Source organism: Paenibacillus sp. FSL L8-0644 (assembly GCF_038008165.1).
Classification (GTDB): domain Bacteria; phylum Bacillota; class Bacilli; order Paenibacillales; family Paenibacillaceae; genus Paenibacillus; species Paenibacillus polymyxa_D.
The window spans coordinates 1,283,759-1,297,283 of the sequence record NZ_JBBOYN010000001.1 but is presented as its reverse complement, the minus strand read 5'-3'; the positions used below and the strand labels follow the sequence as shown (position 1 = coordinate 1,297,283).

The window sequence follows — 13,525 nt, the reverse complement described above, 5'->3', positions numbered from 1 at the left end:
TAATAGTACAGTTAGAACAGTTTGTCAATCTTTTCTTTGAACATTTCTTACAAAAATAGCCGTGATGCATCCTGCATCACGGCTATGTCTTTTTAGCCTTCCTTTGAATCATAAGGCTGATCACGGCATATATTGGCAAGCGTTTGCCCTTCCGGCAGTTTAAGATCCAGCTGGAACCGGAATGTTGCTCCTTTGGCCTCGTCGCTATCCACACCAATGGAACCTCCCATTAGCTTGACCAGGTTTTTGCAGATGGACAAGCCTAGGCCTGTCCCTCCATATTTTCGGTTCAGTGCCGGATGAAGCTGGGAAAAAGGCTGAAACAATAGATGTTGGCGGTCTGCTGGAATACCGATTCCAGTATCAGTAACACTGAACTCAATCAGGCATCTATTTTTACGACGGCTGTAAGCCTTTCTCTCCACAAAGATATTTACACGCCCTCGCTCCGTAAATTTGATCGCATTGCTCACCAAATTCACTAGTACCTGTCGAATACGCACATGATCACCGACCAGCATCCCCGGCATTTCCTGATCCACATGCCATTCCAGCTCAATGCCTTTTTCCATAGCCTGCGTCATGAATAGGTCAGCCACACTGCCGACCACGTCATCTAGCACAAAGGATTCGTGCAGCAAAGACATTTTACCAGCTTCGATTTTGCTCAAATCCAGTATCTCGTTCAATATCTGCATTAAAGCACCACTGCTACTGGTAATAATGTCTATATAGCTACGCTGCTCCTCATCCAATTCAGTATCTGCGAGTAACCCCGCCATACCTATAATGCCGTTCATCGGTGTACGGAGCTCATGACTCATCACAGAGAGAAACTCTGACTTGGCCCGATCGGCGCGTTCGGCAGACTCCTTGGCCCGAATGATCTCCTTTTCATTCGTCCTGTCTACAAAAACCATCACAGCCCCTTTTCGCTCGCCATTATCCATCAAAGGGCTGATTCGATAGGAGGCCAGAAAGCTGGACCCGCCTTTTTTCCAAAATACTGCTTCCTCTGCCTGATAAGAGGCTCCGCTTCGAATCGCTTGAAGAATAGAGGACTGTTCGTCCGGAAAATGACTGCCAATTTCGTCAGCATGGCGGATCATGTCTATGCATGCGCCATTCAGCGGTTTGGCCGATCCTACGCCGAACATCTCGACAGCTGCCGGGTTCATAAAGCGGACATGTCCTTCGGTACTTAAACCCACAATTCCTTCGGATACAGCATTCAAAATAAGCGAATGCTCATTACTGAGCTTCTCAATTTGAGCAATGTAGCTTTTGAGAGGGGTAACATTTTCTATAATCCCGTAGCAGCCTACAATTTCCTCTTGCACGAAAATCGGGATATTCGTCATCTTGATAAATAGACGCTCCCCCTCCTTATGTATAAATTCCGATTCATAGGTTTGCGTCTCACCCTGCTTGGCCAGCTCCATGTGACGCTTGATTTTATCCTGTTCCTCAGAGGAAGCCATGATAAGTATGTCAGCCCCAAGCAACTCATCCTTCGTATAACCCGTAAGCTCCTCCAAGCTCGGATTCACACTTAAGATATGACCTTCCATATTCACGGCGCATATCCCGAGTGGATTATGCTGAAATAGTGACTTATAGCGGTTTTCACTTTCACGCAGGCGCTGCTCCATTTCCCAGTGCTCTGTAACATCCTGGATCATACCCACCACTTGAACGGGCTTGCCTGCATGCTCGTCCATTTCAGCTTCCCAGATTGAACGCAGTACCTTTTGTTCCCCATTCGGCAATACAATTCGGTAAAAGGTCTCTTCGTGTATTCCCTTCAATATAACGTTGGTGATAATCTGTTTCATGCGCTCTGTATCTTCTGGATGAACAGCCGCCATGAACGCGTCAATACTTGTTTCAACCGGCTTGACACAATAGCCAAATATGCTGCGAAATTCCTTGGAAAAATGCATAACATTGTTGACCAGATCCCAGTCCCATGAGCCGAACATCGCCAACTGTTGAGCTTTTGCCAGGTTCTCCTCGCTCTTCTGGCGCTCTGTGATATTTCGTCCGATGGATAGAACTCGCTTGATTCTGCCCCGTTCATCCCGAATAATGCGGTACGATACTTCTAGCCACAAATAGTGCCCGTCCTTATGACGAACACGCCGCTTCATGATGCCTGTTTCCTTGAACATTCCATGTACACGCATGTAATCGGCATCTTCGACATGGTAAAATTGCAATCGTTTTTTCCCAAGCATCTCCTGTTTCGTATAGCCTAAGAGTTTTTCCACCGAAGGAGAGATATATTGGAGTATGCCGTCCGCCGTGCTATATGAGATAACATCCGGCGTATTTTCCGTAATCAGCATATACAAATCCTCATTATCCGAGAGCACCTGCTCCATGTCCTTTTTCTCCGTGATATCCATTGCATACGCAATCAAATATGATTGCTCGGTAGCCTCATCATCAAATATGGTTAATTCCAGCGATAGCCAGACGGATGTTCCCCGTTTATGTTTCAAACGTAGCTCTGTCTTATAGACTTGATCCGTAGCCTGTAGCCAACCTGCGTAAGCCTCCCTCAACCCTCGCTGATCCTGAGCCTCTTTATACAAGAGATGGTAATATCGGATATCCAGTAATTCCTCCTGCTCATATCCGACCATTTTGCAAAAGGCGGGATTGACGTACAGGCACTTCCCTTCCCTCGACAAAATCACGATTCCTGTCGGGGCATGATTATACATATGTTCCAGCAAAGGTAGTCGTCGAGCAGCAGAAAACACAATCAATCTCCTCCTTTGTAGTCTGGCAGTTTTATCCAATTGCACATATTATACCATGACGTGGGATTTTTATAGCGGTGAGTCCACCTCTAGATGAAAGCCCTTAAACATGTATGCACAAAAGATTGCCGATGCAGATTCATCGGCAATCTTTGAATTATTTTTTTATACCACCCGGCTAATTTATACCACCCGGCTAAGAAAATGACGCAAAAATCGCTCCGCATCGACTTTAAGTGCCACATCAACCGTAGTCAGTGCTTGAGCTTCGTTCTCATTTTGCATTTCACGGGTGCGACCAACCTCGGTGGAATCGCCCACCTCGACGGCAATGTGCATTGGACGCGTCTCCACAAAACTGGAGTCAATAGCCAACCCTACGGCTAAAGGGTCATGCAAAGCACAGCCTGCAATGCCAGGTCTGAAATTGCGATAGGCTTCCATATAAAAGTCTGTCATATCTGCCATAAACGCGCCCAGCTCGGTCCCTTGCTCACGCCATTTGTCCACATCCTGCTGGGGAAGCAGTGTCTGCATCGTGACGTCCAGCCCGACGAGCGTAAGCGAAAAGCCCGCTCCCAGCACATAGGCTGCGGCTTCTGGATCGGCGTAAATATTCGCTTCAGCCGTTGGAGTTACATTCCCTTTCACTGTGACCGCGCCGCCCATGATGATCAGGCGCTCAAGCAATTGGGGCAATTCGGGACAGCGATCCAATGCAATCGCAAGATTGGTCAGCGGTCCCACAGCTACCAGGGTAAGTTTGCCCTCATAGCGACGAGCCTGTCCGATTATAAAATCAGCGGCATCCCCAGACGCAGCCTGACGGGAGGGCGCTCCTTTCAACTGATTGCCAATACCGTCTTCACCGTGAATATGCCGAGAATAAGGTTTGAACAGCTCCCGAGCATACGGCTTGTGAGCCCCAGACACGACCGGAGCCTCTACCCCTAGTTTTTCCAGCAGAATCAGTGAGTTACGTGTTGCCTCCTCCACCGAGATATTGCCAAAGGTGGTTGTAATACCGAGTAGCTCCAATTCCGGCGAATGGACCGCGTACGCAATAGCAAGCGCGTCGTCAATGCCCGTATCTACATCTAAGATTAACTTTTTGCTCATGATGACCCTCCACAGTAGAAACAGCATTCTTTTTTTCATTATACACAATTTCAATGCTTATTCCCTTGGTCATCAAATTCTTTATTCGAAGACGTAAAAGAAGGCTACGACAGTTATGCCGTAGCCTTCTTTTACTACTTTTCAATCACTCAAGGGGCACATGTTCTAGCCGAATCCTAAGGCTCGATTCCCCACACCAGCTTATCATTGTGGAACAACGTTACTTTGTTCCATTCTGCATAAGAGGTTTTAGTTGGATCAAAGGAATAATCATTGGATTCGTTCAGGTTAGACCAGTCGCTATTGTTCATGCGGATCTGAATATCACCTGTTTGCGCTCCAGCAGCGAGCGTGCCGGCAGCAGCACTGAAACCAATTTCAATATAGTTGTCTGTAATGGTGCGCAGCACGTTATCATTGCCTACTTGCGCATAGTCTACTGTGGATTGCAGCTCTTGGCTGCCATCCTTCGTAAAATAGTAACGGATTTTCAGCTCACTCAGCTTCACGGGTGTTGTGCCTTTATTTTTCAGGTTAAGGAAAGGCTTAACTGCGTTATCCGCTGGGTCGGTGTCCCCGGCCCGGTACATTACAACCAGATCACCCGCTGGTTCTGTTGGATCAGTCGGTGTACCTTTAGGTTCAGCACTTACCGTTGCAGAATCCTTACTTGTTCCTTTCGCATTCGTAGCACTTACAACATAGAAGTAAGTTGTTCCGTTCGTCAGTCCCTTATCTGTGTACTCTCTTTCTGTTACAAGAGGGGCAACGGCTGTAAAAGGACCTGCTTCGCTAGTGGCACGTTTTACCGTGTAGCTATCGGCACCAGTAGACGCACTCCAAGTCAGCGTCACTTGAGCATTACCAGCTACGGCCTTTAAGCCAGACGGTACAGCTGGAGCTGTAGGCGCTGGGTCCACACCACCAGTGGAAGGCACGATTGCAGGGTACGCATTTTGTACCAGCATCACAAACTGATCATGGAACCAAGCTCCTGAAATAGGTGCATTCGGCAAAGCATCTGTTAATGTGCCATCCTTGGTTGTATAGGTAGGATCACACATACGGTCAAAGCCTTTACCCTCATCGTTCGGAATGAGTGAGCTGGAACCATCGGAATCACCCGGAGGTTTCGCCCAGACATAGGCATCGATATGGCCAGCTGGAGCCGTTTGTGGCGGCGTTCCCATACCTGCTCCGCTGCTATTACACCAGTTACCACGGTGCGAACGTTTGTCCACACGACCTGAGTTTACATAGGAGTTAATATCATTGCCGACTGCGGAAGTCGGACGGTTAGGTCCTCCCCATCCATTACGGCCGGTATCAATTAACATGCCGAGCGAGCTTGGCCAGCCTGCATTGACAAAATCTCTATGCAAGGACTCAGCGAAATCCGATTCATCGAAATTAGGATTCCATTCGTAGAATTTGGATGATTTGATCGGCTGCCCGCCAATATTCAGGTTGGGATCAGGCAGATTCGGTTCTGTCAACGGTGAAGTATTGGCTGTATTCGTGATAAAGCCATCCACACTGGACAAACCTTTGCTAGTATCTTTGAAGATAGTTGTAAACAGAGATACCGTTGCTGTACGGTTGTTATCCCAACCTAACCAACCAGAGTGACCGATATCCACGTATTTGTACACATTCGGAATCTCGTTCAGCTTATTCATTGTGTATTTAACGCCAGCCTCATAAATTCCTGTAGATTTGGCTTGTCCACATTGGGGAGTATCCAGATTGGTTACCAGATTTGGCAAACTGTCCGGTTCAATGATCGCTACGATGCGAATATCCTTATATTTGGGATTCGCAAAAATAGAAGCGATTTTGTCAATATAATCCTTTTTGTACGTTTCCAGACCTGCCTGAGTCAACGGCAATTCACCATTGGAAGCCAAGGCATGACAATCTCGTCCGGGCAGATCATACACAATGAATTCCGCCGTAATCGGCATGTTGCCTTTCTTTTGCGCCAATACTTGGTCCAAATGCGCTTCCAGGCCAAGCTTGCCTCCACCGCCGTTAATAGCAGCGATACGATCAAGCCATACGGCTGTCGGGAACGTTTTGACCGTTTGCATTTTTGCCTTCAGGTTCGCATCTGTAATCTTGGCAATCGATGTGTCGACACTAGCCGCATAATCAGGGTTAACATATTTTGTCGCTCCTTGGTAAGGATTATCGACATGGGATTCTGCATGTATTTTATCCGTAAATCCTGCACCTGGTAGAAAGCTGCTTGCGACGAGTGATAGCGCAAAAGCATACTTCATGCTTTTACGAAGCACTTGCTTTGTTTTCAATTGCTTCACCTATCTTTCCGTGGATTTTGTTGAATCTTCCTATGTCGGCACCTGATTGTTACATGATTAATTGTGAGTTACGCCTACTCTACTTTTCCAAAAAAAGTGGCGTTCATAGTTGCGAAAGGTAAGCGCTTTCTATTTGTGCATGCGCTCACATTTTCCCCTTTTTGTCACCTCCTATGTTAGATTATAGTGAGCTGGAAATCTGCTGTAAATTGAATAAATTAAGGACTACATTATTAATTAGGCATATGAATTGCCACCCTAGTGGTTCATCAAGGCCCCTCTTTTTCTGAAGTCGGTTTCTTCATTTGTTGAACATCCCTGCTATAACAAGCTTTCGGGAGATTTAGGATCGACGGCAAAAGAGCAAATTCATAAAAAGCAAGACCGTATTCTTTAATTTCCGTCAGCCTAAATCGACAATGATAAACTCCAGCACGCCAACTATGCCAAATCGTTATATCTATCGACAGCAAAAGGGTGTTTTCAGGCCCTCATGACCGTGAAAACACCCTTTTATTGTTGTGAAGTCAATCTCTGCTCTTGTTGTTCTACACTTTTTCGCGATCCTTGCCCTTGTCGGATTGCCCTGCATTTTTATTGGCGGCATCCCGATCCAACTGCATTTCTTCAACCGTCTTCACCTTAAGTCGTGCTGCTCCCTCATAAGGTCGGGTTGGAATCAGATCGCCTGCAGCCAGACGTTGACGCGCCTCGGCAATTGCTGCTCCGTATTGCGGTAACCATGCTTCCTGCGCCACCAGCATTTCATCGACCATCTGCCAAATTTCTTTCGGATTACACACCGCGCCCACTAGCGGATCCATCATAAACGCTTGTCGTAGCAGCTTATCATCTCCGTGTACAGCTGCTTCAACAGCCAAACGCTGGACGGAAATACTTACATTGCAGACGGCAGCAAGACCAAGCGGTAGGTCTCCTACATGTGGCATGGAGATACCATTCCGATCCACGTATCCAGGCGCTTCAATAATCGCGTCGTCTGGCAAATTGGAAATCACACCGTTATTAACGACATTAAAATGCCCCCGGTATACACGTCCGGTTTCCAGACCTTCGATAATGTATGAACCATGCTCTTCACCGCGATTTTCCGCCTTGTACTCCAATGGCTCTTCTTTCATCCAGTTGGGGAAATCTGTTTCAAACCAATTACGTCCTTCTGTACATACACGCAGATAGCCGCCTGTTTCTCCGTTGATCCAGCTGCCTAGATCAATCCAGTCCATAATTTCATTCGGACGCTTCCGGTACCAAGGTACATATTCACTTAGATGACCATTCGACTCTGTGCTGTAATAGCCAAAACGGCGAAGCATGTCGATGCGCACCTTTTCGGTACGGCTATATTCGGGATGTTTTTCAAAAGCCTCCAGCAGCCCGGCTGTCAGATCCTTGCCTTCATGTGACGCCTGAATGTACCACGTCTGGTGATTGATTCCGGCGCACACAATGTCCACATCCTGCTTCTCCAGACCATACACCTCGGCAATTTGGTGATGCCCATGCTGTACGCCGTGACATAGACCGATTGTACGCACACCGCTGTATTTATTACAGGCCCACGTCATCATTGCCATGGGGTTCGAGTAGTTCAGCAGCAATACATCCGGTGCACTTAGCTCGCGGATATCCTTGCAGATGGCCAGCATTTCAGCAATACCACGCTGACCGTACATAATCCCTCCTGCACACAGTGTATCGCCCACGCATTGATCCACGCCATATTTCAGTGGAATATCCACATCGGTTGCAAAGCCCTCCAGCCCGCCAACCCGGATCGTACAAATGACGTATTTGGCATCCTTTAAAGCTATCTTACGGTCCGTAGAGGACTGTATTTGTATGGACAAACCATTCTCGCGAATATCCCGCTGGCACAGCTCAGTAACCATATCCAGATTGTGCTGACTGATATCCGTAAAAGCCACTTCAATATCATTAAATTCCGGCACCGATAACAGATCTCGCAAAATTCCACGGGTAAAACCGATGCTTCCTGCTCCAATAAAAGCTACTTTAAATGACACGGCATTCAACCTCCGGTAATTAGAATGGGTATATACCGTCATTGTAGCAATAGGCCTGTGGAAAGCGTTATCAAAATCATGACCAGTTTCGTATTTAGGTGTCAAAAATCCTAACTTTCGCGTGATCAGAGGGTTTCCCATTTCCATTTTGATCCATCCCACTTCTCTCTTTCTATCTAGTGTTTTTTCAGTTCAATATGTACTTTAAGTGCGGTAAATGTAGTAACATAAAAGAAAACATTGGAGAGCAAGGAGCAGCCTAAGATGAACAAAAAGATTATCTTTTTAGATATAGATGGAACGCTAGTGAATGATGATGGTATGATTCCCGAATCTGCAAAAACAGCATGTATCGAAGCGAGAAAGAACGGACATCTGATTTATTTATGCACTGGCCGATCCAAAGCGGAGATTTATGATTTTATCATGGAGGTCGGTTTTGACGGGATCATCGGAGCTGGCGGGGGCTTTGTAGAAATCGAAGGCGAGATGTTATATCACCACAAAGTATCGGATGAAGATGTTAGACATATGGTCGATTACTTTGATGAACATGATTTGGACTTTTATTTGGAATCGAACGGGGGACTGTTTGCGAGTAAAAACTTTCTGCCCCATGTGGAACGGCTTATCTATGGAGATGTGGACAATGATCCCGTAGCCAGAGAAAAAAAAGAACAACGCCCGCATCCTTTTATCACCGGCCTAACTATAGGAGAGGACAACCTGTACCGTAGTGACGTGAACAAAGCATGTTTTTTGGAAAATAAAAATGTTCCTTTTGAACAAATCAAAAAGGAATTCGCAGGGAAATTTGAGGTTATTCAATGTACTGTATCTGCTTTCGGGCAAGACAGTGGTGAGCTAATGGTTCCCGGTATTCATAAAGCCGTAGCTATTGAAAAGCTTATTGAGCATTTGGGAAGATCCCAAGAAGACACCATTGCTATCGGAGACGGGATGAACGATGCTGAAATGATTGAATATTGTGCACTAGGAATTGCCATGGGAAATGCCAAACCGGACCTCAAAGCCATTGCAGATGACATTACGGATGCTGTGGATGAAGATGGACTGTTTCACAGCTTTAAAAAGCATGGTCTGATTTAGTGAGGTTATTTTTATATACTTAAGCCCCTGAAGCAGTTTCTGGACTTAAAAATGTCCTAATCCTACTGGTAGGGGCCTATCTCCAATGCTATCTTTCCACGGAATTCATTTAGTGCCTGCTCGACTTCCATCTCCTCAATAATCGCGCTTATGCTGGCGATAGCTGCCTACGCTTCTTTGGTTACTGTATAATGAGTTAAGTCTCTAAATATTTACAAAGGAGCAAGACATGTCAAACCGTAAATGGACATTTATCCTTATCCCAGTCTTCCTGCTATTTGCCTGGCTGCTCTTTCAGTTCACTCTGTCTTCCTTTCAAATCCACCAATTTGCAGAACAATTGAAGACGGTTTCACCAAACGACGGGGGTTCCGATACAAAAGTGGTATTGATATCGCAAGAGCTAGACAATTATTACTGGCGGTCCATTGAACAAGGAGCCCGAAAAGAAGCGGAACAGTACGGTATGCGGCTCGATTATATCGGTCCAGACCGCATTAATCCGTCCGAGCAGATCAAACTGCTGGATAAAGCGATCGCTGCCAAGGCGGATGCAATTCTGGTTCAAGGGATAAATGATCCGGAGTATCGACGATTAATCGACAAAGCAGCCGGACTTGGCATACCTGTCATCGCGATCGATACGGACGAACCGGACTCCCGAAGGCTGGCTTACGTCGGAACGGATAACGAAGGAGCAGGAAAACAGATGGGCGCGCTGTTAGCGAAAGCCTCTGGAGAGCGTGGCGACATTGGAGTTATGATCAGTAGCGAGCACGTCGAGAATCAGCGACTTAGGCTTGCCGGATTTCGCTCCGTGATCAGCCGCTATCCCAATCTCCACATTGTGGAGATTCGCTCCTCAAATATTTCACGGCTTCAGGCAGCCCAGCAAGCCCAAAACATGCTCACCCGGTATCCGCAGATCCGCTACATGGTCGGATTCAGTGCGCTGGACGGCCTTGGCATTCTGGAAGCCTCGGAGCGGCGCGGCGCGCGGAATTTGCAAATTTTCGCTTTTGACGATATGGCCGAGACGTTGGAAGCGATCAAAGATCGCAAAATCGAACTGACCCTTGTTCAACAGCCAGAAGAAATGGGGGCTAAGGCCATAAAATTGCTGAATGATTATCTAAAGGGGAATGATCCCCAGCAATTAACATACACCAGGGTATATGAAGTGCATGCGGACACTCCCGACAACATGTCCGGAGATGACAGACGATGACGATCAGAACGAAGCTGCTTCTGTTCATCCCTCTTCTAGTTGTGTTCGCCAATATCATCGCTTATTTTGTATTCCAAAGCGGAAAGGTCGTACAACAGAGCTACGATGAAATGCTTGGCCGCATTCTCCTCATCGAGCAAACCTCCGAATCGGCGGAGAGCAACTTAAAGCTCCTATATGCCTATCTGCTTAATCCAAGGGACGATAAGGCTATGCAGGGTCCGACAGAATACCAATTAATGCAGTTGAAAGGCAAAATCCAAGAAGTCTCCGACTCGACCGACCCTTCCTTCGCCGAGGAGGACTACGTGAATTTGTTGACCACATTTCTTGAACAGAAACAAGCCGCAGTTCTGGATGCAAATACACAAGATCCTCAATCGGCTTTTGAACATTATATTGAAGCGGAGAAAACCGTCAGCTATATTCATGAGGAGGGACAGCGACTGATCGATGCTGAACTGGCCTATTACCGGCCGATCATCGAGAACATTCGGAACAAAAATGAGCGAATGAACGTTTTAGGAGTGGCATTGTTCGGCATGAACGCGCTGATGGGGGTTTTGCTTGCAATCTGGATCTCGCGCAGCATTACTGGCCCTGTCGGCAGACTTGTCGGACTGGCGAAGCGAATCGCTACAGGTGATCTGAATATCAAGCCCCCACCGCGACGGGATGACGAGCTAGGCGTACTGTCGGACGCCATTTCGCAAATGTCCGCCGATTTGAGTATCCTCATTGAGAAGGATAAACAGAGTCTGGAAATGCGGCGGCTTGTGAAGGAACTGGAGCTTCTGGCTCTGCAAAATCAAATTAATCCGCATTTTTTATTCAATACCTTAAATGTGCTCTCCAAGCTGGCGATCCTGGAAGGGGCGGAGAAAACCAGCGACCTGATCGTTTCGCTGTCCAATCTACTACGGTACAGTCTGCAAAAGCTGGACAAACCCGTAACTCTCCAGGAGGAACTGGATCATATTCGCGAATACGTGACCATTCAGCAGGCGCGCTTCCGGGACAGAATTCTCTTTAATCTGCACTTTGACGCTTCCGTTCTTCAGCAGCAAATTCCGGCCTTGACGATCCAGCCATTTATTGAAAACGCTTTTCTTCATGGTGTGGCAGATATGGAGGATGGAGCCATTATCACGTTGACGTTGTCGCGAGCGAACGAGGATGTACAAATTGAAATCTCGGACAACGGAAAGGGTATGACGGAGGAAACCCGACTGTCCGTGCTCCGTCTTGAAGGCGAAGTCGAAAGTGGCAGTTCAACAGGACTTGGAATGCAAAATGTGTTTAGGCGGCTGCAGTTGTTCTACGGAAAAGAAGGAATGGTTGAAATCAGTAGCAGTACCGGACGAGGTACTACCATAACCATACGAATTCCAGTCAAGAAGGAGAGTGAGTAGACTGATGTATCGGTTGTTAATCGCGGATGACGAGGCTTTAGAGAGAGAAGGACTGGAATTGACAGTGGAACGGGCGATGCCGGGGATATTCCGGTTTATTCATGCTGGCAACGGTCGCATGGCGATTGAATGTGCGGAAGAGCACCGTCCCCATATTGCGATTCTGGATATCAATATGCCCGGAATCGACGGGCTTGCAGCGCTTCGTGAATTAAAGGAGCGGCTTCCCGATACCCGATTCGTGCTCGTCACTGCCTACGATTATTTTGCCTATGCCCAGAAGGCGCTCTCTTTGGGCGTAAAAGAATATATTCTGAAGCCGGCGAAGCGAGAACTGATCATCGGCACACTGAAACGACTGATTGAAGAAATTGAGTGCGAGAAGCGAGCACGTACGGAAGAATTGGAGCTTAGGCACAAAATCTCACAGCTGATGCCGCTCGCAGAAAATGAGCTGGCTTTAATGCTTATGGTCGACCAGACAGTGGATTCGAGCGCTTCCCAGCTATCAGAATGGCTGGACTTTCCTCTTGATCAGGGAAGCGCCATCATTGCCGCCTTTGACGGATATCCGGACGAGCAGGATAAAAAGAAAATTTACGATCATTTCCGAAGCTATGTAAAAACACATGGCCCGAATGCCATTGTAAGCTCCCTGATCGACCATCATGTAGCCACTTTTTTATGCAAGCCGCCTGCCACCAGCGAAAACGACTGGCGCCAGTTGGTTAAACACCTCGTTCAGCAGCTCTCCGAGCTTGCCCACCAGCAACTTGGCATTAAGACGGCCATTGGAATCGGATCGCTGCATAGCGGCGAGGAAGGACTTCGCAAGTCCTATTTCGAAGCCGTTTTTGCCTTCACCCTACGCAAGCGGGATGGAGGTTACTGCCACTTTGACGAACTGAAGTCGTCAGAGGCTGGAAACGCTTCTGTGCTTGCCGTCAAAGCGGAGAATGGAATGCTTCAGCAGACGTACGTCATGTCAGCACTGCAACGGATACGCGAACAGCGGGAGGTTCAAACACTGACTATGCTGGGCAGAGCGAAAATGTATATCGAGGAACGATTCAACGATGAGCTTTCGCTGGAAGAAGTGGCTGATTTTGTCCATTTGAATCCCCACTACTTCAGTAAAATTTTCAAACAGGAATACGGAGAGACGTTCATCGACTTCGTAACCCGGCTACGGATTGATAAAGCTATTTCTCTGATCAAGGAGGGTAACCTTGCTCTGAAGGAAATCAGCTTTGAAGTGGGTTATAAGGACCCAAACTATTTTAGCCGTGTCTTTAAGAAGATAACGGGCGTTCCTCCCACTGAGTTTAAAGGCCAAAAATAGTAGAAATTCATCCATGCCGGCCATCGGCATGGATTTTTTTAAGCTCGAATGACAAGGTAATGCTAGATTTAGCTCCTCCGTCTCCAATTCGGGAACCGAAGCCAAAATCGTGCGTGAAAAGGTCCGTTTATTGAAGACGATAACCGGCCTTTCTTTTATAAGCGCATGTTATACTTC

At 47.1% G+C, this 13,525-nt stretch carries 8 protein-coding genes; 4 read left to right on the top strand and 4 right to left on the bottom strand.

Annotation, left to right across the window (positions count from 1 at the left end; translation table 11 throughout):
* Positions 1-92: 92 nt before the first annotated feature.
* The 4 genes from NSS94_RS05795 to NSS94_RS05780 form a co-directional block, all read right to left on the bottom strand.
* A complete protein-coding gene (locus NSS94_RS05795) occupies positions 93-2,768 on the bottom strand; it encodes a PAS domain S-box protein (RefSeq protein WP_341038895.1) in 2,676 nt (891 codons plus the stop codon).
* 183 nt (positions 2,769-2,951) lie between these two features.
* Complete coding sequence (locus NSS94_RS05790) at positions 2,952-3,887, bottom strand: nucleoside hydrolase (RefSeq protein ID WP_341038893.1); 936 nt, start codon at positions 3,885-3,887, stop codon at positions 2,952-2,954.
* 176 nt (positions 3,888-4,063) lie between these two features.
* Entirely contained in the window at positions 4,064-6,208 is a 2,145-nt protein-coding gene (locus tag NSS94_RS05785) for a glycoside hydrolase family 6 protein (protein WP_341038891.1), read from the bottom strand.
* 548 nt (positions 6,209-6,756) lie between these two features.
* The gene (locus NSS94_RS05780; protein ID WP_341040395.1) at positions 6,757-8,256 is read right to left on the bottom strand and encodes an alpha-glucosidase/alpha-galactosidase; all 1,500 of its coding nucleotides are present in this window, start codon (positions 8,254-8,256) and stop codon (positions 6,757-6,759) included.
* Positions 8,257-8,520: 264 nt separating this feature from the next.
* Here NSS94_RS05780 and NSS94_RS05775 point away from each other — a divergent pair, with 264 nt between their 5' ends.
* From NSS94_RS05775 to NSS94_RS05760, 4 genes are all read left to right on the top strand, one after another.
* Positions 8,521-9,366 carry a Cof-type HAD-IIB family hydrolase gene (locus NSS94_RS05775; protein ID WP_029516082.1) on the top strand — a complete coding sequence of 282 codons (846 nt, stop codon included), beginning with the start codon at positions 8,521-8,523 and terminating at the stop codon, positions 9,364-9,366.
* A gap of 229 nt (positions 9,367-9,595) precedes the next feature.
* Complete coding sequence (locus tag NSS94_RS05770; protein WP_341038890.1) at positions 9,596-10,594, top strand: substrate-binding domain-containing protein; 999 nt, start codon at positions 9,596-9,598, stop codon at positions 10,592-10,594.
* A complete protein-coding gene (locus tag NSS94_RS05765) occupies positions 10,591-12,006 on the top strand; it encodes a sensor histidine kinase (RefSeq protein WP_318627038.1) in 1,416 nt (471 codons plus the stop codon). The genes NSS94_RS05770 and NSS94_RS05765 overlap by 4 nt, the downstream gene beginning before the upstream one ends.
* A 4-nt stretch (positions 12,007-12,010) precedes the next feature.
* Positions 12,011-13,348 carry a response regulator transcription factor gene (locus NSS94_RS05760; RefSeq protein ID WP_341038888.1) on the top strand — a complete coding sequence of 446 codons (1,338 nt, stop codon included), beginning with the start codon at positions 12,011-12,013 and terminating at the stop codon, positions 13,346-13,348.
* Positions 13,349-13,525: the final 177 nt, after the last annotated feature.

Excerpts from the sequence above, each read along its gene's own strand:
- NSS94_RS05790 (WP_341038893.1), bottom strand. The coding sequence starts at position 3,887 with ATGAGCAAAAAGTTAATCTTAGATGTAGATACGGGCATTGACGACGCG.
- NSS94_RS05775 (WP_029516082.1), top strand. The coding sequence starts at position 8,521 with ATGAACAAAAAGATTATCTTTTTAGATATAGATGGAACGCTAGTGAAT.
- NSS94_RS05770 (WP_341038890.1), top strand. The coding sequence starts at position 9,596 with ATGTCAAACCGTAAATGGACATTTATCCTTATCCCAGTCTTCCTGCTA.
- NSS94_RS05765 (WP_318627038.1), top strand. The coding sequence starts at position 10,591 with ATGACGATCAGAACGAAGCTGCTTCTGTTCATCCCTCTTCTAGTTGTG.
- NSS94_RS05760 (WP_341038888.1), top strand. The coding sequence starts at position 12,011 with ATGTATCGGTTGTTAATCGCGGATGACGAGGCTTTAGAGAGAGAAGGA.